General features: G+C 71.6%; 22 protein-coding genes. 7 read left to right on the top strand and 15 right to left on the bottom strand.

The features are described 5' to 3' along the window. Positions 1–26 precede the first annotated feature (26 nt). Positions 27–506: an SRPBCC family protein gene (locus ACIQMJ_RS12585; RefSeq protein WP_499761093.1), complete on the bottom strand. Its 480-nt coding sequence runs from the start codon at positions 504–506 to the stop codon at positions 27–29. After that, complete coding sequence (locus ACIQMJ_RS12580) at positions 503–865, bottom strand: ArsR/SmtB family transcription factor (RefSeq protein ID WP_499761092.1); 363 nt, start codon at positions 863–865, stop codon at positions 503–505. The genes ACIQMJ_RS12585 and ACIQMJ_RS12580 overlap by 4 nt, the downstream gene beginning before the upstream one ends. A 364-nt stretch (positions 866–1,229) precedes the next feature. Between ACIQMJ_RS12580 and ACIQMJ_RS12575 the strand changes: the two genes are divergently transcribed. Together ACIQMJ_RS12575 and ACIQMJ_RS12570 are read left to right on the top strand one after the other, a co-directional pair. After that, the gene (locus tag ACIQMJ_RS12575) at positions 1,230–4,955 is read left to right on the top strand and encodes a multifunctional oxoglutarate decarboxylase/oxoglutarate dehydrogenase thiamine pyrophosphate-binding subunit/dihydrolipoyllysine-residue succinyltransferase subunit (RefSeq protein WP_499761091.1); all 3,726 of its coding nucleotides are present in this window, start codon (positions 1,230–1,232) and stop codon (positions 4,953–4,955) included. Positions 4,956–5,028: 73 nt separating this feature from the next. After that, positions 5,029–5,208, top strand: a complete 180-nt coding sequence (locus tag ACIQMJ_RS12570; RefSeq protein WP_233820892.1) for a DUF6104 family protein — start codon at positions 5,029–5,031, stop codon at positions 5,206–5,208. A gap of 295 nt (positions 5,209–5,503) precedes the next feature. Here ACIQMJ_RS12570 and ACIQMJ_RS12565 read toward each other — a convergent pair whose 3' ends face one another. Both ACIQMJ_RS12565 and ACIQMJ_RS12560 read right to left on the bottom strand, forming a co-directional pair. Further along, complete coding sequence (locus tag ACIQMJ_RS12565) at positions 5,504–6,496, bottom strand: aldo/keto reductase (protein ID WP_499761090.1); 993 nt, start codon at positions 6,494–6,496, stop codon at positions 5,504–5,506. Between the two features lie 173 nt (positions 6,497–6,669). Beyond that, positions 6,670–7,578 carry a LysR family transcriptional regulator gene (locus ACIQMJ_RS12560; RefSeq protein WP_499761089.1) on the bottom strand — a complete coding sequence of 303 codons (909 nt, stop codon included), beginning with the start codon at positions 7,576–7,578 and terminating at the stop codon, positions 6,670–6,672. 71 nt (positions 7,579–7,649) lie between these two features. Between ACIQMJ_RS12560 and ACIQMJ_RS12555 the strand changes: the two genes are divergently transcribed. Continuing rightward, positions 7,650–8,537 carry a dihydrodipicolinate synthase family protein gene (locus ACIQMJ_RS12555; protein WP_499761088.1) on the top strand — a complete coding sequence of 296 codons (888 nt, stop codon included), beginning with the start codon at positions 7,650–7,652 and terminating at the stop codon, positions 8,535–8,537. Here ACIQMJ_RS12555 and hutI read toward each other — a convergent pair. The 9 genes from hutI to hutH are packed head-to-tail and all read right to left on the bottom strand — an operon-like array spanning position 8,497 to position 16,663. After that, positions 8,497–9,639, bottom strand: coding sequence for an imidazolonepropionase (hutI, locus tag ACIQMJ_RS12550; protein WP_499761087.1), 1,143 nt, complete (start codon positions 9,637–9,639; stop codon positions 8,497–8,499). The genes ACIQMJ_RS12555 and hutI overlap by 41 nt on opposite strands. Then, positions 9,636–9,773, bottom strand: coding sequence for a hypothetical protein (locus ACIQMJ_RS12545; protein WP_499761086.1), 138 nt, complete (start codon positions 9,771–9,773; stop codon positions 9,636–9,638). The genes hutI and ACIQMJ_RS12545 overlap by 4 nt, the downstream gene beginning before the upstream one ends. 4 nt (positions 9,774–9,777) lie before the next feature. Further along, positions 9,778–9,963 (bottom strand): DUF397 domain-containing protein, encoded by a 186-nt coding sequence (locus ACIQMJ_RS12540; protein ID WP_499761085.1) that lies wholly within the window; start codon positions 9,961–9,963, stop codon positions 9,778–9,780. 12 nt (positions 9,964–9,975) lie between these two features. After that, positions 9,976–10,176, bottom strand: coding sequence for a DUF397 domain-containing protein (locus ACIQMJ_RS12535; RefSeq protein ID WP_499761084.1), 201 nt, complete (start codon positions 10,174–10,176; stop codon positions 9,976–9,978). Beyond that, the gene (locus ACIQMJ_RS12530; RefSeq protein WP_499761083.1) at positions 10,173–11,009 is read right to left on the bottom strand and encodes a helix-turn-helix domain-containing protein; all 837 of its coding nucleotides are present in this window, start codon (positions 11,007–11,009) and stop codon (positions 10,173–10,175) included. Before ACIQMJ_RS12530 ends, ACIQMJ_RS12535 begins: the two co-directional genes overlap by 4 nt. A 51-nt stretch (positions 11,010–11,060) precedes the next feature. Beyond that, positions 11,061–12,329 carry a formimidoylglutamate deiminase gene (locus tag ACIQMJ_RS12525; protein WP_499761082.1) on the bottom strand — a complete coding sequence of 423 codons (1,269 nt, stop codon included), beginning with the start codon at positions 12,327–12,329 and terminating at the stop codon, positions 11,061–11,063. Then, positions 12,326–13,504 carry an allantoate amidohydrolase gene (locus tag ACIQMJ_RS12520; RefSeq protein ID WP_499761081.1) on the bottom strand — a complete coding sequence of 393 codons (1,179 nt, stop codon included), beginning with the start codon at positions 13,502–13,504 and terminating at the stop codon, positions 12,326–12,328. Before ACIQMJ_RS12520 ends, ACIQMJ_RS12525 begins: the two co-directional genes overlap by 4 nt. Then, positions 13,497–15,140: a urocanate hydratase gene (gene hutU / locus ACIQMJ_RS12515; RefSeq protein ID WP_499761080.1), complete on the bottom strand. Its 1,644-nt coding sequence runs from the start codon at positions 15,138–15,140 to the stop codon at positions 13,497–13,499. The genes ACIQMJ_RS12520 and hutU overlap by 8 nt, the downstream gene beginning before the upstream one ends. Then, positions 15,140–16,663: a histidine ammonia-lyase gene (gene hutH, locus ACIQMJ_RS12510; RefSeq protein ID WP_499761079.1), complete on the bottom strand. Its 1,524-nt coding sequence runs from the start codon at positions 16,661–16,663 to the stop codon at positions 15,140–15,142. Before hutH ends, hutU begins: the two co-directional genes overlap by 1 nt. 149 nt (positions 16,664–16,812) lie before the next feature. Between hutH and ACIQMJ_RS12505 the strand changes: the two genes are divergently transcribed. The 3 genes from ACIQMJ_RS12505 to ACIQMJ_RS12495 are packed head-to-tail and all read left to right on the top strand — an operon-like array spanning position 16,813 to position 19,309. Continuing rightward, positions 16,813–17,751, top strand: a complete 939-nt coding sequence (locus tag ACIQMJ_RS12505; RefSeq protein WP_499761078.1) for an ABC transporter ATP-binding protein — start codon at positions 16,813–16,815, stop codon at positions 17,749–17,751. Between the two features lie 3 nt (positions 17,752–17,754). After that, a complete protein-coding gene (locus ACIQMJ_RS12500; protein ID WP_499761077.1) occupies positions 17,755–18,522 on the top strand; it encodes an ABC transporter permease in 768 nt (255 codons plus the stop codon). Continuing rightward, the gene (locus ACIQMJ_RS12495) at positions 18,515–19,309 is read left to right on the top strand and encodes an ABC transporter permease (protein ID WP_499761076.1); all 795 of its coding nucleotides are present in this window, start codon (positions 18,515–18,517) and stop codon (positions 19,307–19,309) included. The genes ACIQMJ_RS12500 and ACIQMJ_RS12495 overlap by 8 nt, the downstream gene beginning before the upstream one ends. Positions 19,310–19,406: 97 nt before the next feature. Here ACIQMJ_RS12495 and ACIQMJ_RS12490 read toward each other — a convergent pair whose 3' ends face one another. Together ACIQMJ_RS12490 and ACIQMJ_RS12485 are read right to left on the bottom strand one after the other, a co-directional pair. After that, the gene (locus ACIQMJ_RS12490; RefSeq protein WP_499761075.1) at positions 19,407–20,432 is read right to left on the bottom strand and encodes a hypothetical protein; all 1,026 of its coding nucleotides are present in this window, start codon (positions 20,430–20,432) and stop codon (positions 19,407–19,409) included. Beyond that, complete coding sequence (locus tag ACIQMJ_RS12485; RefSeq protein ID WP_499761074.1) at positions 20,429–20,908, bottom strand: SigE family RNA polymerase sigma factor; 480 nt, start codon at positions 20,906–20,908, stop codon at positions 20,429–20,431. The genes ACIQMJ_RS12490 and ACIQMJ_RS12485 overlap by 4 nt, the downstream gene beginning before the upstream one ends. A 45-nt stretch (positions 20,909–20,953) precedes the next feature. Here ACIQMJ_RS12485 and ACIQMJ_RS12480 point away from each other — a divergent pair, with 45 nt between their 5' ends. Further along, entirely contained in the window at positions 20,954–21,724 is a 771-nt protein-coding gene (locus ACIQMJ_RS12480; RefSeq protein WP_499761073.1) for an IclR family transcriptional regulator, read from the top strand. Positions 21,725–21,924: the final 200 nt, after the last annotated feature.

Below are 21,924 nucleotides of genomic sequence, written 5' to 3'. Positions count from 1 at the left end.
CCCGGCCCCGGACTCAGGCCCCGGACTCAGGCCAGCAGCTCGTCCAGCTGCTCGTACCCCTCGACCACCCCGGTCTCCATGCCGCTGGCCATCGCCGCGTCCCGGACCTCGGTCGTCTCGAACACGCTGAGCACGTCGAGCCGGGTCCGCCCACCCCCGAGGTCGCTGAACGTCACCGTCTCCAGGGACACGCCGTCCGGGAACCCCTCGAACGTGAACGTCTGCACGATCCGCTCGTTCGGCCGCACCTCGTGGAACGACCCGTAGAACCGGTACTGCTCGTCACCCCGCACGTGCGTGTACCGGTAACCGCCGCCGGTCGTCGCGTCCCACCGGTCCACCAGCATGGTCAACGAGCGCGGGCCCAGCCACTTCGCCACCAGCTCGGGGTCGACGTGCGCCCGGAACACCGCGTCGACCGGCGCGTCGAACTCGCGCGTGATGTGGATCGTGGGCAGGGCCGGGTCGGCGCTGATCGTGGTCTCGGGGTGCGTGGTCGTGCTCATGATGCTTCTCCTTCGGCTCGTGTCTGCTCGGACGTCTGCGCCATCTCGGCGAGCACGGCGTCCAGGCGCTGGTAGCGCTGCTCGGCCTCCTGCCGGTAGCGCTCGATCCACTTCGTCATCAGGTCGAACACCTCCGCCTCGAGGTGGACGGGTCGTCGTTGCGCCTGCTTGCGGCGGCTGACGAGCCCGGCGTCCTCGAGCACCTTGAGGTGCTTCGACACGGCCTGCACGGTCACGGAGTACGGCTCGGCCAACTCGTTGACGGTCGCGTCGGCCACCGCCAGCCGCGCCACCATGTCGCGCCGGATCGGGTCGGCCAGGGCCGAGAACACCCGCGACAACTGGTCGTCCACCGCCATCTCCTTACTCAACCTCTCGGTTGAACACACAGTACGAAGCCCCGGCCGCCATGTCAACCGGACAGTTGAACACACAGGTCAAAGGCACACCATCGACGACGTTTCAGCCTGCTGAACACCTCACACCGCACCCACCCCCGCCGTGCGCACAACTACTCCGAGTCGAAGCACCACTGGACGTGTGACGGGCCTAACCTCAAGTGATGCTCAAGCACCCCTAACACCGACCGATCACCTGACCGATTCTGTGAGGGAACACTCGGTGCGCTGCCCCTCCTGTGTGTGAACTGCACCAGACGGGGGACTAGCCTGACCATGAGTGAGTCATTACCAAGAGCGAGATGGATAGAGGCGAGCGCCAGCCGTGTCCAGCAGCAGTCCTGCTTCTCAGTTCGGCCCCAATGAGTGGCTGGTCGAGGAGATGTACGAGCAGTTCCTCGCCGATCCGTCGTCCGTAGACCCGGCCTGGCACGACTTCTTCGCCGACTACAAGTCGACGCAGCGGTCGGGCAACGGGGCGACGACGGCCGCCGAGAACGGCACCACGACCGCCACCAAGACCGCTCCGGCCCAGTCCGCGCCGACCGCCGCGCCGGCGCCCAAGCAGGCCGCGCCGGCGCCGCAGACGCAGCAGACGCCGACGCAGCAGCCGAAGAGCCAGGCAGCCGCGACCGGCCAGCCGGCCCAGAAGCCCGCGGCCAAGCCCGCACCCGCCCAGGCCGCCAAGGCCGCGCCGGTGCAGCCGGCCCAGGGCGAGGAGCAGAAGCAGCTGCGCGGCGCCGCCGCCGCGATCGCGAAGAACATGGAGCTCTCGCTCACCGTTCCGACCGCGACGAGCGTGCGCGCCGTGCCCGCCAAGCTGCTGGCCGACAACCGCATCGTGATCAACAACCACCTCAAGCGCACCCGCGGTGGGAAGGTCTCCTTCACCCACCTCATCGGGTACGCGGTGGTGCGGGCGCTCAAGGCGTACCCGAACATGAACCGGCACTTCGCCGAGGTCGACGGCAAGCCGTTCGTGGTCACGCCCGAGCACGTGAACTTCGGCCTGGCGATCGACCTGCCCGGCAAGGACGGCTCCCGCTCGCTGGTCGTGGCTTCGATCAAGGGCTGCGAGAACATGACGTTCACGCAGTTCTGGCAGGCTTACGAGGACCTGATCCGCAAGGCGCGGACCGGCTCGCTGACCGCCGAGGACTTCTCCGGCACCACCATCTCGCTGACCAACCCGGGCACGATCGGCACCAACCACTCGGTGCCGCGCCTGACCGCGGGCCAGGGCGCGATCATCGGCGTCGGCGCGATGGAGTACCCGGCGCACTTCCAGGGCACCAGCGAGCAGGCCCTGACCGACATGGGCGTCAGCAAGATCATCACGCTGACCTCCACCTACGACCACCGCATCATCCAGGGCGCGGAGTCGGGCGAGTTCCTCAAGCGCATCCACCAGCTCCTGCTGGGCGAGGACGGCTTCTACGACGACGTGTTCACGTCGCTGCGGCTGCCGTACGAGCCGATCCGCTGGGTGGCCGACATCCCCGAGGGCGCGGTCGACAAGACCGCCCGGGTGATCGAGCTGATCGACGCGTTCCGCACCCGCGGCCACCTGATGGCCGACACGGACCCGCTGAACTACCGCCAGCGCAGCCACCAGGACCTCGACGTCCTGTCGCACGGCCTGACCCTGTGGGACCTGGACCGGGAGTTCCCGGTCGGCGGGTTCGCGGGCCAGGAGCGGATGAAGCTGCGCGACATCCTCGGCGTGCTGCGCAACTCGTACTGCCGCACGGTCGGCGTCGAGTACATGCACATCCTCGACCCGGAGGAGCGCCTCTGGATCCAGGAGCGCGTCGAGGTGCCGCACGAGAAGCCGCCGGCCACCGTGCAGAAGTACATCCTCTCGAAGCTCAACGCCGCCGAGGCGTTCGAGACCTTCCTCCAGACCAAGTACGTCGGCCAGAAGCGGTTCTCGCTCGAAGGCGGCGAGACGGTCATCCCGCTGCTGGACGCGGTGCTGGACAAGGCCGCCGAGCACGAGATCGACGAGGTCGTCATCGGCATGCCGCACCGCGGCCGGCTGAACGTGCTGGCGAACATCGTCGGCAAGCCGATCTCGCAGATCTTCCGCGAGTTCGAGGGCAACCTCGACCCCGGCCAGGCGCACGGCTCCGGTGACGTGAAGTACCACCTGGGCGCGGAGGGCAAGTACTTCCGGATGTTCGGCGACGGCGAGACGAAGGTGTCGCTGACCGCGAACCCGTCGCACCTGGAAGCCGTCGACCCGGTGCTCGAGGGCATCGTCCGGGCCAAGCAGGACATGCTGGACAAGGGCGGCGAGGGCTTCACCGTGCTGCCGGTCGCGCTGCACGGCGACGCCGCGTTCGCGGGCCAGGGCGTGGTCGCCGAGACGCTGAACCTGGCGCTGGTGCGCGGCTACCGCACCGGCGGCACGGTGCACGTCGTGGTGAACAACCAGGTCGGCTTCACCACCGCGCCCGAGCACTCGCGCTCGTCGAAGTACTCGACCGACGTGGCGAAGATGATCGGCGCGCCGGTGTTCCACGTCAACGGCGACGACCCGGAGGCGTGCTACTGGGTCGCCAAGCTGGCGGTGGACTACCGGCAGGCGTTCAACAAGGACGTCGTGATCGACATGGTCTGCTACCGCCGCCGCGGCCACAACGAGGGCGACGACCCCTCGATGACGCAGCCGGCGATGTACGACGTGATCGACACCAAGCGCTCGGTGCGCAAGACCTACACCGAGTCCCTGATCGGCCGCGGCGACATCTCCGTCGAAGAGGCCGAGAAGGCGTTGCAGGACTTCTCCTCGCAGCTGGAGCACGTGTTCAACGAGGTCCGGGAGCTGGAGAAGCACCCGATCAAGACCTCGCCGTCGATCGAGGAGGAGCAGCAGGTCCCGACCAAGCTGCCCACCGGGGTCGACCGGTCGGTGATCGAGCGGATCGCCGACGCGCACGTGAACCTGCCCGAGGGCTTCACCCCGCACCCGCGCGTGAAGCCGGTGCTGGAGCGGCGCGCCAAGATGGCCCGCGAGGGCGGCATCGACTGGGCGTTCGCCGAGCTGCTGGCGTTCGGGTCGCTGGTGCTGGAGGGCCGCACGGTCCGCCTGGCGGGCCAGGACTCGCGGCGCGGCACGTTCGTGCAGCGGCACGCCACGCTGGTGGACCGCAAGCGGTCCGAGGAGTACACCCCGCTGCAGAACCTGGCCGAGAACCAGGGCAAGTTCATGGTGTACGACTCGGTGCTGTCGGAGTTCGCGGCGCTGGGCTTCGAGTACGGCTACTCCGTGGCCAACCCGGACGCGCTGGTGCTGTGGGAGGCGCAGTTCGGCGACTTCGTCAACGGCGCGCAGCCGATCATCGACGAGTTCATCTCGTCCGGTGAGGCGAAGTGGGGCCAGGTGTCCGACGTCGTGCTGCTGCTGCCGCACGGCCACGAGGGCCAGGGCCCGGACCACACGTCCGGCCGGATCGAGCGGTTCCTCCAGCTGTGCGCCGAGGGCTCGATGACGATCGCGGTGCCGTCGACCCCGGCGAACTACTTCCACCTGCTGCGGCGGCACGCGCTGGACGGCGTGAACCGGCCGCTGGTGGTGTTCACCCCGAAGTCGATGCTGCGCCTGAAGGCCGCGACCAGCCCGGTCGAGGCGTTCGTGGAGGACAAGTTCCAGTCGGTGATCGACGACCCGAGCGGTGTCGAGCCGAGCGCGGTGCGCAAGGTCCTGCTGTGCAGCGGCAAGATCTACTACGAGCTGCTGGCCGAGCAGGAGAAGCGCGGCGTCAAGGACGTCGCCGTCGTGCGGGTCGAGCAGCTGTACCCGGTGCCGGCGCGCAAGCTGACCGAGGCGCTGGACCGCTACCCGAACGCCACCGAGGTCCGCTGGGTCCAGGAGGAGCCGGCGAACCAGGGCGCGTGGCCGTTCTTCGGGTTGGCGCTGCCGGAGCTGCTGCCGGAGCGGTTCGCGGTGAAGCGCGTGTCGCGCCGCCCGATGGCCGCGCCGTCGGCGGGCTCGTCCAAGGTGCACGAGGTCGAGCAGCGCGAGCTGATCGCGAAGGCGTTCGAGTAACAACCGGTGGTTCGCGCCGAGCCGTCGAGACCCCCGGGTTTCGACGGCTCGGCCGTTTCGTGGAGGAAGACCCGTGTACTTCACCGATCGCGGCATCGAGGAGCTGGAGACCCGGCGGGGTGAGGAGGAGGTGACGTTCGCGTGGCTGGCGGACAAGCTGCGCGCGTTCGTGGACCTGAACCCGGACTTCGAGACGGCCGTCGAGCGCCTGGCCACCTACCTGGCGCGTGACGACGAGGACTTCGAGGACTGAGGCGCGCCCCGCCGAGTGCTGCCGGGACTGCGAGGCGACTGCGGCACGGCGACGTTGCACTGGAACGGGGTGACGACGCCACCGTCCGGACATGCGTGAGGCCAGGGTCCCGGTCTGCCCCGGGTGCACCTGGCCTTGCGACTCGCCTGTGCACCCGCGGTGCCAGGCTCCAGTCCGGATGTTACTCGTCAACGGAGGAGTTGGCCAACCGGCTGACGCCGGTCGGCCAACGTCTCCGCTGGTCAAGCTGCCGACGCAACGCCTCCGAGGTCGTCACCACCCGATCGGTGGCACGTCACCAGGCATAGGCTTCAGGCGCGGGGTTGGGGCCGTTCGGGCCGGGGGCCGGGAAGAGGTCGTCCAGCTTGGCCAGGACTTCGACGTCCAGCGCGATCTCGGTGGAGCGCAGGGAGCCGTCGAGCTGCTCGACGGTGCGGGGCCCGATGATCGGGGCCGTCACGCCCTCCTGGTGCAGCAGCCACGCCACGCCGACGTGCGCCGGGTCCTCGCCGAGGTCCGCCGACAGCTTCTCGTACGCCTCGATCGCGTCCCGGTGCTTCTCCAGGGCCTGGAGGCTGCGGCCGGAGGTGCCGCGGGAGCCGCCGCCCTCCCGCTGCTTGCGCAGCACGCCGCCCAGCACGCCGCCGCCCAGCGGCGACCACGGGATCACGCCCAGGCCGTAGTGCCGGGCCGCGGGCAGGACCTCCAGCTCCACGAACCGGTTGACCAGGTTGTAGATCGACTGCTCGCTGACCAGGCCGAGGAAGTGGCGCTCGCGGGCCGCCTCCTGCGCCTGCGCGATGTGCCACCCGGCGAAGTTGGACGACCCGAAGTAGATCACCTTCCCCTGCTGCCGCAGCACGGAGAAAGCCTCCCAGATCTCGTCCCACGGGGTGTCGCGGTCCACGTGGTGCATCTGGAGCAGGTCGATGTGGTCGGTCTGCAACCGCCGCAGCGACGCGTCCGCGGCCCGCCGGATGTGCAGGGCGGACAGCCGCTTCTCGTTCGGCCAGTCCCCCATGTCGCCGTACAGCTTGGTGGCGATCACGGTCCGCTCCCGCCGACCACCGCCCTGCGCGAACCAGCGGCCGATGATGTTCTCGGTGATGCCCTCGCCGCGCTGCCACCCGTAGACGTCGGCGGTGTCGAAGAAGTTGATGCCGTGCTCGTGCGCCCGGTCCATGATCGTGTGGCTGTCGGCCTCGGACGTCTCCGGGCCGAAGTTCATCGTGCCGAGGCACAGGCGGGAGACGGACAGGCCGGAACGGCCGAGCTGGGTGTACTCCATGCGGCCAGCCTGCCTCAACTCGACCGCGACGACCACCCGGTCACCGCGCGCCGGGAACGGCCGGACCCGGCTCGTGGGCTGCGATCACGGCCTGCCGGTGCGGCGTCGGACTCGCGACCGTCGTGCCGCAGGTCCTGCGCGGTGGAACTCGCCCGCGCGAGCGGTCTTCCGCCTCACTCCAGGGAGGGAGGCGCGAGGTAGGCGTCGGTCGCGGATCTCAGGGCGGCGACGCACGCGGCGGTGGCGGGGTGGGCGCCGGCGCCCCGGCGGTAGGCGATGCGGGTGCGGCGGTGGACGTCGAGCGGGACCAGGCGGACGCCCGCGGGTGGGTGGGTGGCGCCGAGCTCCGGCACGAGCGCCACCCCGAGCCCGGCGGCGACCAGCGCCAGCACGGCGGTGAAGTCGTCGGCGTGGTGGCGCACCCTGGCGGTGTAGCCGGCGGCCTGGCAGACCCGCATCGCCACGGTGTGGCAGAGCGTGCCGGGGGTGCCGACGACCCACGCCGACTCGCGGGCGTGCCCGACCGGATCGCCGTTGTCGGCCCAGCCCTCGGCGGGCACGGCCAGGAACACCGTCTCGTCCAGCAGCGGCACGGAGTCGACGCCGGGGTCCGGTTCGACGGGGGCGATGTCGTAGTCGTGCCAGAGCGCCACGTCCAGCCGCCCGTCCCGCAGCGCGTCCGGCATGTCGACCGGGTCCAGCTCGGTGACCATGAGGTCGAGGGCGGGGTGGTCACGGCCGAGGGCGACCAGGGCGGCGGGCAGCAGGATCGGCACGGCGCTCGGGAACGCGCCGATCCGCACGGTGCCGGACAGGCCGGTGCGGGCGGCGGCGAGGGTGGCGGACGCGGCTTCCAGGCCGGCCAGGATCGTCTCGACGTGGCCGACGAGCGCGGTGGCGGCGGGGGTCAGGGTGACGCTGCGGCCGGTGTGCTCCAGCAGCGGCACGCCCGCTTCCCGTTGCAGGGCGGCGAGCTGCTGGGACACGGCCGACGGCGTGTAGGCGTGCGCGCGGGCGACGGCCGCGATCGTGCCCAGGTGGGCCAGGTCGCGCAGGAGGCGCAGGCGGCGGACGTCGAGCATCAGTTCAGCTTACGGTTGGGTTGAGGAACGCGCGCTGGTGCTTCACGGTTCGGCCGGGCACCGTGGTGCCCATGACGCTCACCGGCCTGTACGTCCCGTTGATCACGCCGTTCGACCGGTCCGGGGCCGTGGCCCTCGACGCGCTGGAGGCACTGGCCCAGCAGGCGTTGGACGACGGCGCGCGCGGCCTGGTGGCGCTGGGCACGACCGGGGAGCCGTCGTCGTTGACGCCGGCCGAGCAGCAGGCCGTGCTGGGTGTCGTCACGCGGGTGTGCCGCGAGCGGCACGCGCCGCTGATCGTCGGCGCGAACACGCCGCAGGCCCTGGCGGCGCTCGCCGACCACCCGGAGGTGGTGGCGTCGCTGACCGTGGTGCCGTCGTTCGTCCGACCCGGTGAGGCGGGTGCGCTGGCCTACCTGACCCGGTTGGCCGCGGACAGCCCGGTGCCGCTGGTCGTCTACGACATCCCGTACCGCACCGGCCAGTACCTGTCGGCGGGCGCGTTGCGGCGGCTGGCGGACGTGCCCGGGGTGGTGGGCGTGAAGTACGCGGCGGGCGGGATCAACGCCGACACCGTCGAGCTGCTCGCCGACCTGCCGAACCTGCCGGGGCTGGCGGTCCTGGGCGGGGACGACACGTTCATCTCGCCGCTGCTGGCACTGGGGGCGCACGGCGGCATCCTGGCGTCGGCGCACGTGGCGACCGGGGAGTTCGTCCGGTTGATCGACGCCTGGCACGCCGGTGACGTGGCCGCGGCGCGCGCCCTGGGCGGGCGGCTGGGTCGGCTGTCGGCGGCGCTGTTCGCCGAGCCGAACCCGACGGTGATCAAGGCCGTGCTGCACGCGCAGGGGCGCATCCCGACGCCGGACGTCCGCCTCCCGCTGCTGGCCGCCCAGCCGGACAGCGCGTCGGCCGCCCTCACCGCTGCCGAAGACCTGCTCGCCACACCGCGTGCGTGAGGGGGACGCCCGGCCGGTAGGCCAAGTGCGTGGTGGAGGGGGCGTCGAGGACGTGGACGTCGGCGCGGGCACCGGGTGAGAGGTGCCCGACGTCGGTGCGCCCGAGCGCCTTCGCGCCGTTGAGGGTGGCGGCGGTGACGGCTTCCTCGACGGTCATGTGCATTTGGAGCACTGCCGTCGTTATGCAATATGCCATCGAGGTCGTGTAGGAGCTGCCGGGGTTGCAGTTGCTGGCGAGGGCGACCGTCGCGCCCGCGTCCAGCAGCGTCCGGGCGGGTGGCAGCGCCTGGCGGGTCGACAGGTCGCACGCCGGGAGCAGGGTGGCGACGGTGGACGAGCCCGCCAGGGCGTCGACGTCGGCGGCGGAGAGGTACGTGCAGTGGTCGACGCTGGCCGCGCCCAGCTCGACGGCCAGTCGGACGCCCGGCCCCTCGCCCAGCTGGTTGCCGTGCACGCGCAGGCCCAGGCCCTTGGCCTTCGCGGCTTCGAGCACGGCTCGCGACTGGTCGGCGTCGAACGCGCCGCGCTCGCAGAACACGTCCGCCCACCGCACGTGCGGCGCGACGGCGTCCAGCATCCCGCCGATCACCAACGCCACGTACTCGTCCGCGTCCGCACCCGGCGGCACGAGGTGTGCGCCCAGGAACGTGACCTCGTCGACCTCCTGCGCCGCGATCCGCGCCGACCGCATTTCGACTGCAATATTCAGACCGTAGCCGGTCTTGGTCTCGATCGTGGTTGTCCCCTGTGCGACGGCCTCGCCCACCAGCCGTCGCACATTGTCTACAAGATCCCGATCGGACGCGGCGCGCGTGGCGTCCACGGTCACCGCAATACCGCCTGCTGTATACGAAATACCGGCCATGCGCGCCTCGAACTCGGCCGTCCGGTCACCCGCGAAGACCAGGTGCGTGTGGCTGTCCACCCACCCGGGCAGCACCGCCCGCCCCTCCACGTCCACGCGCGTGTCGGCGGCCGGCGCGGACGCCGCGGACCCGACCCACTCGACCCGGTCGGTGAAGACCAGCGCGGCGTCGTGCAGCCGGCCGAGCTCGGGGTCGTTGGTCGTCAGCTCACCGATGCCGGTGATGAGCGTGCTCATTCGTCGTCCAACCGTCGGAAGACCTGCGGGAACCCGCCGCCATCGAGCAGACCGCCGATGACGCTCGCCATGCCCGTCACCCCGGCGTCCCGGACGACGAGCCCGTCCGGAACCCGGAAGTACCGGCCGCCCAACGCCTCACCGCCGCACGAACCGCTGCCACGCCGAAGCCGGAAACGCCACCGACCCGCCATCGGGGTTCTTCGAGTCCCGAACCCCCGCCACCGGGCCGAAGAAGGCCACCTCGACGCAGTTGTCGTTGTTGCCGTCGTCGCTGTAACTGCTCTTCCGCCACACCGCACGGGTGAATCTCGCACTGGACACAGGACGCCTCCGTCACCGCCGCAGGAACCGCTGCCAGGAAGAATCGGGGAACGCCAGCGATCCCCCATCGGGGTTCTTCGAGTCCCGGACCCCCGCCACCGGGCCGGAGAAGGCCACCTCGACGCAGTTGCCTTCGTTGCCACCACCGCTGTGACTGCTCTTCCGCCACACCGCACGGGTGATGTCCACAGTGGACAAGAGACCGCCTCTCATTCGTGCTCGGCGATGATCTGCTCGATCAAGGAGGCCGAATCCTCCGGGCTGAGCGCTCGGTCGAGCAGGTGGTCGAACAGCAGCTTAGCTCGACGCACCTCGGTGGGTTCCTCGACTTGGATGGAGCCGGTCGGGTACTCCACGTAGAGGATGGTCCGATCCTCCGGGTCCGGGAAGTCCAGCAGGGTGAAGGAACCGTTCTGCCCACCATGCGCACCGATGCTCCTCGGCAGGACGCGCACGGTGACGGTGTTCAGCTCGGCCATGATCACGAGGTGTTCGAGCTGGTCGCGCATGACCTCGGGGCCGCCGATCGCCTGGTGGAACGCGCCTTCGTCGATGAGGGCGAGCAGGTGCAGGGGGTCCTCCTCCTCGATCAGCCGCCGCTGCCTGATGGTCCGGATCTGAACCTGGGCTTTCAACTCGGCCCTGGTTCGCCGCAAGGCATCCGCTTCGAAGATCGCCCGCATGTAAGGCTCGGTCTGGAGCAAGCCGGGTATGTAGACCAGCGCCAGCTCGCGCGTCTCCCGAGCCTCGGTCTCCAGGTCGACGTAACCCATGGCGCGCATGCCGAACTTCATCCACCACTGCGGCTTCAGGGCGTCGCGGACGTCATCGATGAGGTTCGGGTCGTAGTGGTCGTAGACGTCCATCATCGAGCGGGCGAGGTGGACGTCCACCCGGGTTTCCCCTGCTTCCAAGCGGTAGAGGCTGTTGCGGTGCTTGTCCAGCGCGACTGCGGCGTCCTCGATGGTCATGCCCGCCGCCTCGCGCATCCGGCGCAAGCGGCGGGCCAGCTTCCTGCGGCGAAAGGTCGGGCGCGGTGGCGGCATGAGGCCATGATCCTGACCGGGACCGCGGGGAGTGGGATTCCCGTCACTCGATCAGGCGAGTGCCTCGGTGAGGAGCCGTGCCACGTCGCCCAACTGCTCGTGCACTCCATCGCGGGCTACGACCTTCCCCCCTACTACTACGACGGCGACATCGGAAGCGGTGGCGGCGAGGACCAGTTGTGACGGGTCGACGCCGGCGGTCCGGATCGAGTTCACCCGAACGGCGACCAGGTCGGCCGGTGCACCCACCTCGATCCGGCCCGCCTCGGGCCAGCCGATGGCTCCGTGGTTGGTCAGTGCCGCGACGAGGTCCGCCGGTGCGAAACGGCCGCGTTCACCCGTGCGCAGGCGTTCGTGGTGCTCCAACGCCCGCGCTTCCACCAACGGGTCGATCACGGCGTGCTGGTCGCTGCCCAACGACAGCGGCGACCCGGCGTCGGCCAACTCGCGCGCCGGGCCGATGCCGTCCGCCAGGTCCGCCTCGGTCGTCGGGCAGAAGCACACGCCGGTGCGCGTCGACCCCAGCAATCCGATGTCCTTTGTGGACAAGTGCGTCCCGTGCACGGCCGTCGTGCGCGGCGTCAGCGCGCCCGCCTCGGCCAGCAGCTCGGTCGGCGTCATGCCGTACGCCTCCAGGCACGCCTGGTTCTCCGCCGGTTGCTCCGACAGGTGGACGTGCAGCGGCCGATCGGGGAACGCGCCCGCTACCAGCGACAATGTTTCACGTGGCACGGCGCGGACCGAGTGGATCGCGGCACCGACCCGGGTGTTGTCGTCACCGCGCAGCTCAGCGACCCTGTCCAGCCACCGGTCACCGGTCCCGTCGGAGAACCGCTCCTGCACCCCGCGCACGGGCTGCCCGATCCCGCCCGCGAGATAGCAAGCGTCCAACAGGGTGAGCCTGATCCCGGCGTCGCGCGCCGCCTGCCGCAGCGCCTCCGCCATCTCGTTCCCGCCGTTGTGCAGGTAGTGGAACTCCCCCACCGCCGTCACGCCGGCCACGGCCATCTCCGCGTACACCGCCCTGGCCAGGCGGAGGTACGAGTCGGGCGTCAGCCGCTCCGCCACCGCGTACATCCGGTCCCGCCACGTCCAGAACGTCCCACCGTCGCCGTGCGTCCGCCCGCGCAACGCCCGGTGGAACGCGTGCGAGTGCGCGTTGGCGAAACCCGGGAGCACCAAGCCGTACAGCCGTTCCACGCCGAGCGGAATCGTGTCCACAGCGGACACGGCGACGATCTTCCCCCGGTCCACCCGCACCAGCACCCGCGACGCGATCCCGTCCGGCAACCACGCCCGCTCGCACCAGAAGCTCTTCATCGCGCCAGGTGCTCCAACGTCGTCGCCAGCGCCACCACGCCCGCCGCGCAGTCGTCCGCCTCGGCGAACTCCTCCGGCGCGTGGCTGATCCCGGTCGGGTTGCGCACGAACAGCATGGCGGTCGGCACGTGCGACGCCAGGATGCCCGCGTCGTGGCCCGCGCCGGTCGGCAGCGCGGGCGCGTCACCGCCGAGCGCGTCCCGGACCCGCGCCATCAGGCCCGGGTCGAAGTGCACGGTCCCGCCCCAGCTCTCCTCGGTCACGCGCACCTCGCAGCCCTCGTCCGCCGCCGCCGAGCGGGCCGCGTCGGTGATCCGCGAGACCACCTCGCGCGTGCGCGGCTCGTCGTCCGCCCGCGCGTCCAGCCACACGTCGACCGACGACGCGATCACGTTGGTGCCGCCGGGGTTCGGCACGATCCGCCCCACCGTGGCCCGCGCGCCGGCGGTCGCCTCACGACGAGCGGCCAGCACCAGGGCGGCGGCGGGCAGCATCGGGTCGCGCCGGTCCTCGATCAGCGTCGCGCCGGCGTGGTTGCCCTCGCCGGTGAACGTGTACCGCCAGCGGCCGTGCGCCAGGATCGAACTGGCCAGCCCCACCGGCACGTCCAGCCCGCGCCCCTGCTCGACGTGCAGCTCCACGAACGCGCCGACGGAGGCCAGCGCGCGGTCGTCCCGTCCCATCCGCAACGGGTCGAACCCGGCCGCGTGGGCCGCCTCGCCGAACGTGACGCCGTCCGCGTCCACCAGCTTGCACGCGGCCTCGGGGGTGATCGCGCCCGTCATCAGGCGCGACCCGAGGCACGCGACGCCGAAGCGCCCGCCCTCCTCCTCCACGAACACCACGATCGCCAACGGCTTCGAGGGCGTGAACCCGCGGGCCCGCAGCAGGTCGAACGCCTGCAACGCCGACACGACGCCCAGCGGCCCGTCGAACGCCCCGCCGCCGGGCACCGAGTCGAGGTGGCTGCCGGTGATCACCGCGTTCGGCCCCGGGCTGCCCCACCACGCCCAGAGGTTGCCGTTGCGGTCGGGCCGCACGTCCAGCCCGCGCCGCTCGGCCTGCTCCACGAACCACGCCCGCAGCTCCAGCTCGACGGGGTCGAAGCCGTGCCGCGAGTAACCGCCGCGCCGCGCGTCACGTCCGACGTCGGCGATGTCCGCGAGGTCAGTCATCGGCGCTCATCGGGATCGGCACGTTCTTCTCCGCCGCCACGTCGACCGCGCGCTGGTACCCGGCGTCCACGTGCCGGATCACGCCCATGGCCGGGTCGTTGGTCAGCACCCGCTCGATCTTCTGCGCCGCCAGCGGCGTGCCGTCCGCGACGGTCACCTGACCGGCGTGGATGGACCGGCCGATGCCGACGCCGCCGCCGTGGTGCAGCGACACCCAGGTCGCGCCGGACGCCGTGTTGACCAGGGCGTTGAGCAGCGGCCAGTCGGCGATCGCGTCCGAGCCGTCGGCCATCGCCTCGGTCTCCCGGTAGGGCGACGCGACCGAGCCGCAGTCGAGGTGGTCGCGGCCGATGACGATCGGCGCGGACAGCTCGCCCGAGGCCACCATCTCGTTGAACTTCAGCCCGGCGAGGTGGCGCTCGCCGTAGCCGAGCCAGCAGATCCGCGCGGGCAGGCCCTGGAACTCGACCCGCTCGCCGGCCATCTTGATCCAGCGCGCGAGCTGCTCGTTCTCCGGGAACAGCTCCAGGATCGCCCGGTCGGTCCTGGCGATGTCGGCCGGGTCGCCGGACAGCGCGGCCCAGCGGAACGGGCCCTTGCCCTCGCAGAACAGCGGCCGGATGTAGGCGGGCACGAACCCGGGGAAGTCGAACGCCCGCTCGCAGCCGCCCGCCTTGGCCTCGCCGCGGATCGAGTTGCCGTAGTCGAACACCTCCGCGCCGCGGTCCAGGAAGCCCACCATGGCCTCGACGTGGTCGGCCATCGACTCGCGGGCGCGGTCGGTGAACTCGTCGGGTTTCCTGGCCGCGTAGTCGGGCCAGTCCTCCACCGCCACGCCCTTCGGGCAGTACGCCAGCGGGTCGTGCGCGGAGGTCTGGTCGGTGACGATGTCCACCGGCACGTCCCGGCGCAGCAGCTCGGGAAGCACCTCGGCGGCGTTGCCGATCAGGCCGACCGACAGCGCGCGGCCCTCGGACTTCGCGGCCAGCACGCGGGTGATCGCGTCGTCGATGTCGTCCGCGATCTCGTCGAGGTAGCGGGTCTCCACGCGGCGGCGAGCGCGCTGCGGGTCGACCTCGATGCAGAGCGCCACGCCCTCGTTCATGGTGACCGCAAGCGGTTGCGCGCCGCCCATGCCGCCCAGGCCCGCGGTGACGGTGAGCGTGCCGCGCAACGTGCCGTTGAACCGCTTGTTGGCCACGGCGGCGAACGTCTCGTAGGTGCCCTGGAGGATGCCCTGGGTGCCGATGTAGATCCACGACCCGGCCGTCATCTGGCCGTACATGGTCAGGCCCTCGGCCTCCAGCCGGCGGAACTCGGGCCAGTTCGCCCAGTCCGGCACGAGGTTGGAGTTGGCGATGAGCACGCGCGGGGCCCACTCGTGCGTGCGCATGACGCCGACCGGGCGGCCGGACTGCACGAGCAGCGTCTCGTCGTCCTTGAGGTTCGCCAGCTCGCGGCTGATGGCGTGGAAGCTCGGCCAGTCGCGGGCGGCCTTGCCGGTGCCGCCGTAGACCACCAGGTCCTCGGGGCGCTCGGCCACGTCGGGGTCGAGGTTGTTGTGGAACATCCGCAGGGCGGCCTCGGTCGGCCAGCTGCGGGCGGTCAGCTCGGTTCCTCGGGCAGCGCGCACCATCACTGGACTCCTCGCAATTCTGGGCAACCGTTCCGGATCAGGTCTTCGGCGGCGGCGATCTCGGGCGCGAGGTGGCGGTCCGGCCCGGGGCCCGGGACGTGCTCGCGCAGCTTCGCCACGGCCGCCGCGGTCGCGGGGGCGGGGTTGAGCGGTTTGCGCAGGTCGAGCGCGCGTGCGGCGGTCAGGAACTCGATCGCGAGGACCCGCCGCAGGCCGTCCACGGCCTGGCGCAGCTTGCGCGCGGCGGACCAGCCCATGGAGACGTGGTCCTCCTGCATCGCGCTGCTCGGGATCGAGTCGACCGACGCGGGCACGGCCAGCCGCTTGAGCTCGCTGACGATCGCGGCCTGCGTGTACTGGGCGATCATGTGGCCGGAGTCGACGCCCGGGTCGTGCGCCAGGAACGGCGGCAGGCCGTGCGACCGGTTCACGTCCAGCATCCGGTCGGTGCGGCGCTCGGCGATGCTCGCCACGTCCGCGGTCGGGATGGCCAGGAAGTCCAGCACGTAGGCGATCGGCGCGCCGTGGAAGTTGCCGTTGGACTCGACCCGGCCGTCGGCCAGCACCACCGGGTTGTCGATGGACGACGCCAGCTCGCGGTCGGCGACCGTCGCGGCGTACGAGACGGTGTCCCGGGCCGCGCCGTGGACCTGCGGCGAGCAGCGCAGCGAGTAGGCGTCCTGCACGCGCGTGCAGTCCGGACCGCGGTGGCTGTCCATGATCTCGGAGCCGCGCAGGATCTCCGCCATGCGCCGCGCGGACCGCCCCTGACCGGGGTGCGGGCGCAGGGCGTGCAGGTCGGCGGCGAACACGCGGTCCGTGCCGAGGAGGGCTTCCACGCTCATCGCGGCGGTCAGGTCGGCGACGTCGAGCAGGTACTCCAGGTCCTCGATCGCCAGCACCAGCATGCCGAGCATGCCGTCCGTGCCGTTGATCAGCGCCAGGCCCTCCTTCTCGGCCAGCCGGACGGGCTCGATGCCCGCCGCGGCGAGGGCCGTGGCGGCCGGGAGCAGGGTGCCGTCGGCGTCGCGGACGTCCCCCTCGCCGGTGAGGGCGAGGGCGGCGGCGGACAGCGGCGCGAGGTCGCCGGAGCAGCCCAGCGAGCCGAACTCGTGCACGACCGGGGTGATGCCGGCGTTGAGCATCGCGGCCATCGCCTCGGCGGTCTTCAGCCGGACGCCGGTGTGGCCGCTGGTCAGCGTCTTGAGGCGGAGCAGGACCAGGGCGCGCACGACCTCGCGCTCGACCTCGGGGCCGGAGCCCGCCGCGTGCGAGCGGACCAGGGACTGCTGGAGCGCGGCGCGGCGGTCCGGCGGGATGTGCCGGACCGCCAGCGCGCCGAAGCCGGTGGACACGCCGTAGGTCGGCTGCTCGGCGGTGGCCAGGCGCTCGATGTGCGCGCGGGTGGCCGTGACCGCCTCGCGGGCCGCCTCCGTGATCTCCACGCGCGCGTCGCCCCGGGCCACGGCGTGGACGTCGTCGCGGGTCAGGGGTTTCGGACCCAGCTGCACGGGTTGCTGCATGTGCCCATCTCAACCCGGCGGCGGCATCGGCACGACCCGACATCCGCCGTTCGTGTCTGGGATCCGAGACGGTGCGGGATCGGCATTAATCAGTGCCCGCCCCGTCCCGGCCCGGCGGTAGCGTCACGGAAACCACCAGGGGGGTGACGATGAGTGTTCGCGTGCAGAACCTGACCAGGACTTTCCGCAAGGGCAAGGGCTGGCGGCCCAGGGGCGAGGAGGTGACCGCGCTCGCCGGGCTCACGTTGGACGTGCCGGAGAACGAGGTCCACGGCCTGCTCGGGCCGAACGGTGCGGGCAAGACCACGCTGTGCAAGATCCTGTCCACCGTCCTGCTGCCCACCTCCGGCACCGCCGAGGTGCTCGGCCACGACGTCGTGGCGGGCGCGGCCGAGATCCGGTCCCGCATCGGCATCGTGTTCGGCGGCGAGCGCGGCCTGTACGGCAAGCTCACCGCGCGGCAGACGCTGCGCTACTGGGCCGCGCTCTACAAGATCCCCGACGCGCGGGCCGCGGTCCGCGCCGACGAGCTGCTGACCCGCCTCGGCCTCGCCGACAAGGCCGACGACCTCGTGGAGACGTTCTCGCGGGGCATGAAGCAGCGCGTGCACCTGGCGCGCGGCCTCATCGGCGACCCGAAGCTGATCCTGTTCGACGAGCCCACCACCGGCATGGACCCGGTCGCCGCGCGGGACTTCCGCGAGCTCATCGGCGAGCTGCGCGACGAGGGCCGCACCATCCTCATCACCACCCACGACATGGACGAGGCCGAGGAGGTCTGCGACCGCGTCACGCTGATCGACAAGGGCCGGGTGCTGGCCACCGAGTCGCCGCGCGGCCTGGCCGAGATGTCCGGCCTGCACCGCTGGGTCGAGGCCGAGACGACGCTGGACGTCACCGGCGTCCCCGGCGTCGTCGACACCGAGACCCGCAACGGCGTGCTGCGGGTCAAGACGACCGACGACCGGGCGGCGCGCGCGGTGCTGGACTTCCTGCTGGACCACGGGGTGCGCTCGGTGCACGCCGTGCCGCCCCGGCTGGAGGACGTCTACCTCGACCTCATCGGCCGCCGCGGCATGGAGGTGTAGAGCGTGCGCCTGTTCCTGTCCGGGGTCCGCACGCAGTTCTGGCTGCTCCGCAGGCAGCCCGACGAGCTGCTGACGCTGTGCACGATCCCGTTCACCGTGGTCATGATGCTGTCGATCGTGCTGCACGCGGCCCGGCCCGACCTGGTCGCCAACGCGTTCCTCGCGCCCACGCTGATCGGGCTGTGGGGCTTCGCCACGGGGCTGGCGACGACCGTGCTCGTCGGCGAGCGCTGGACCTCGACGCTGGAGCTGGGCATGGCCGCCCCCGGCGCCGTGCACTCGGTCTACCTCGGCCGGATCTCGGCGGTGATGGTGCTCGGCGTGGTCCCGCTCGGCGAGACGTGGCTGCTGGGCCGGCTGCTGTTCGGCGTGACGCCGGTCGTGCACCACGCGTGGGTGTTCTGGGCGGCCATGGCGGCGTCGGTGTTCGCGATGGTCGGCACGAGCCTGCTGCTGGCGGCGTCCATGCTGCTGTCGAAGAACAGCAACAACTACCTGAACTTCCTCAGCTTCCCGATCTACCTGCTGTCCGGGGTGATGGTGCCGGTGCAGTACCTGCCGGAGCCGCTGCAACCGCTGTCGCACGTGATCTTCCTGTCGTGGTCGGCGGACCTGATGCGCGACGCCCTGGCCGCCGGGCCCGTCGCCGACGTCGGCTGGCGGCTGCCGGCGATCGTCGGGCTGGGCGTCGCCGCGCTGGTCGGCGGGCGCGTGCTGCTGGCGGCGATCCTGCGCCGGGCGCGCGAGCTGGGGGTGGTGACGTATGCGTGACCAGCTGCGGGTGCTCAAGCACGGCCTGATCGCCTCGTGGACCATGTTCTCGGCGTACCAGACGTGGAAGACGTGGACGTTCACGTGGCTGTCCCGGCTGCTGATCCAGGCGTGCTTCTACGCGCTGATCGGCCGGATGCTGGGGTCGCAGCAGCAGGTCGACTACCTGCTCATCGGCAACCTGGTGGCGATCATGGCCATCGACGCGACCGTGGTCATCCTGCTGACCGTCGGCGAGCGGCACTCGGGGACGCTGGCGCTGATGGTGGCCGCGCCGGCCTCGCACCTCACCGTGTACCTGGGGCGGGGGCTGGTGAACCTCGGCTCGGGCGTGGCGGCGTCCACCACGGCGTTCCTGGTGCTGCCGCCGCTGTTCGGGGTGCGGCTGCCGTGGCCGTGGGCGGCCGCGGTGCCGTTGATGATCTTCGTGGTGGGGCTGTCGTGCTACTGCTACGGGACGTGCGTGGCGTCGTTCGTGCTCGGGTTCCCGTCGGCGCGGTGGCTCGCGCTGAACCTCAGCTACCTGGTGCTGATGACGTTCTGCGGGGTGAACGTGCCGACGTCGTTCTGGCCGGACTGGCTGCGCGCGGTCACCTCCGTGCTGCCGATGACGCACGGCCTGGCCGCGATCCGGGCGTTCATCGCGGAAGGGCCGGTGACGACCGTGCTCGCGCAGCTCGGGCTGGAGGTGTGCGTCGGGGCGGTGTGGTTCGCGGTGGCGGCGGTGAGCTTCAACCGCATGGTCCGGCGGGGGCGGCGGGACGGGTCGATCGAGTTCGGCACGTGACGCGGGGGTGGGCGCTCCGGTGGGCGCTCCCGCGCGGGGAGCGCCCACCACGTCGTGTCGGCCCGCTCGCCCGGCCGCGGGCGGTGTGCCGGCCGCCTTACCGCGTGCCGATCCAGGCCACGTCCGGGTTGGTGTCCACCGCCAGCGCCGCCGCCACCCGGGCCAGCGTCTCGACCGGGGCGTGCTTGGTCTCCAGGCCGGGCGGCACGGGCTGGCCCTTGCGGGGGTCGAACTCGTTCGGCTTCACGCGCACCTGGAAGTCCGGTGCGAGCTGGACGGCGAGCAGGCCGAACCCGTCGGCGGTGTAGTGCGCGGGCCTGCCGTCCACCGTGGTGGGGGTGGAGTTGGCCGGGGCCTCCGCGGTCCGCAGCAGTTGCACGTCGTAGCGGACGCCGTCGACGTCGCTCGTGCCGGAGATCGTCCAGTCGGTCGCGCTCGAACCCTTCACCTCGACGTACGGGTACTCGTTCAGCGAGAACGGGATGCGCATCGACGTGGTGTCCGCGGTGACCGAGTCGGCGATCCGCCGCACCTGCGCCCGGACGTCCACGCCGGTCACGTTCTCCAGGCTGACGCTGAGCACGCGGTCGGGGGTGGCGATCCAGTACAGGTTGTCACCGAACCAGGCCGCCTGCGCGCCGCCCACCGTCGTGCGGTCGCCGACCGGCGCGTCCGCGACCTTGGGGCCCACGTACTCGGCGATGGAGGTCAAGACGGCGAAGCGGACCAGCGGCTTGCCCGGGTCCGTGGCACCGGGCGCGTAGATGCGGGCCACGCCCCACGGGGCGATGACGCGTTCCCGTTCGGTGTAGCCGTCGAGCATCGCCTCGGGCCGGTAGTCGAAGGCACGGGTGGGCACGTCGGCGACCAGGACGGGGGCCGGCGCGGACGTGGTGGCGAGCTGCTGGGCGGGGGGCGCCTGGCCGACGGTCGGCCCGTTCACGGTGGCCACCACCAGCGCCGCGGCGGCGGCCGTCGTGCCGGCGGCGGCGAGCACCAGGAGCAGCGGCTTGCGCGCCCGGCGCGGCCGGTTGAGGACGGCGAGCACCGGTCCGGGCGGCGGCGTGCGCTCGGCCCGGTGGTGCAGGGCGTCGGTGATCAGGGCTTCGGTGGTGTCGTTCACAGCGACTGCCTCACGCGTTCGTCGGCGCGCAGCACTGCCAGCGCGCGGGAGATGTGACTGCGGACCGTGACCTGGGCACAGCCCAGGACCACGGCGATCTCGGCGTCGTCGCAGCCCTCGTAGTAGCGCAGGACGACGGCGACCTTCTGCTTGCGCGGGAGCCGGTCGATGCGCTGGAGCATCGCCTCCCGCTCGTCGAGGTGGTCGGTGGGGTCGGGTTGGGGCGGGTCCACACCCGTGAGGGGCAGGTGCGCCTTGAGTCGGCGGCGCCAACCGAGGTACTCGTTGGTCACCATCCGCTTGAGGTACGCGGCCGGCGCGTCGACCGAGCCGATGCGCGCCCAGCGCTGCTGGGCGCGGAGCAGGCTCTCCTGGACGACGTCCTGGGCGAGGTGCGGGTCGCCCGTGAGCACCGTGGCGTAGCGCAGCAGCGGGGTGACCTGCCGGGTGGCGAAGTCCTCGAAGCTGTCGGTCATACCCCTCCAATGCGCCCCGCCGCCGTTTTGTTGAGAATGGGTCGCGTGGGAGGCAGCAGCGACGTGCCGGCGTTGCGCCGGGGGCTCGCGGTGCTGCGGCTGCTGGCGAGCAGACCCGGCCCGCTGTCGGCGGCGGCGGTGGCCCGGGAGCTGTCCCTGCCCAGGTCGACGACCTACCACCTGCTCGCCGAGCTGACCGCGGCCGGGTTCGCCACCCACTTCCCAGAGGAGCGACGGTACGGGCTCGGCGTGGCCGCGTTCGAGCTCGGATCGGCCTACCTGCGGCACGACCCGCTGGAACGGCTCGCGCGGCCCGTGCTGCGGCGGTTGGTGGACGCGGTCGGGCGGACCGCGCACCTCGGCGTGCTGCACGGGGCGGAGGCGCTGTACCTGGTGCGGGAGCAGCCGCGGCAGCCGACCACGATCGTGTCGGACGTGGGCGTGCGGCTGCCCGCGCACCTGACCGCGTCGGGACGGGCGGTGCTGGGGAGGTTGCCCGCGGCGCAGGTCAGGGCGCTGTTCCCGGGGCCGTTCGTGGACCGGACGGGACGCGGGCCGCGGAACCTGCCCGCGTTGCGGCGGTTGTTGGGGGTGGAGCGGCGGCGGGGGTGGGCGGTGGAGGACGGGTACGTGACGGCGGGGTTCGCTTCGGTGGCCGCGCCGGTGTTCGACCACGGCGAGCGGCCGATCGCGGCGATCACGGTCACGTTCCGGCACGTGTGCGAGGTGGAGTGCGGGGAGACGTGGCCGGACCTGGCAGCCGAGGCACTGCGGGCGGCGGAAGAACTGACCACCCGCATCGGCGGCCGCCCCTGACCCCCTTCCGAACGCGCGAGTCGAACGCTCAGGTCCCGAGAGTCGAACGCTCAGGTCCCGTGAGTTCAACGTTCAGGACACGAGAGTCCTACGTTCGGAGTGCGAGAGTCCTACGTTCAGCTTGAGTTTTAACCGGGTTGTTTGGTTCTGACTCGTTTTGGTGTGTCTGGTTTGGGGTGCTTCCTGCCGACGGGGTGGCG

Origin of the sequence: Actinosynnema sp. NPDC091369 (assembly GCF_044757065.1) — a bacterium.
GTDB lineage: Bacteria > Actinomycetota > Actinomycetes > Mycobacteriales > Pseudonocardiaceae > Actinosynnema.
This window is presented reverse-complemented; position numbering and strand designations above follow the sequence as displayed.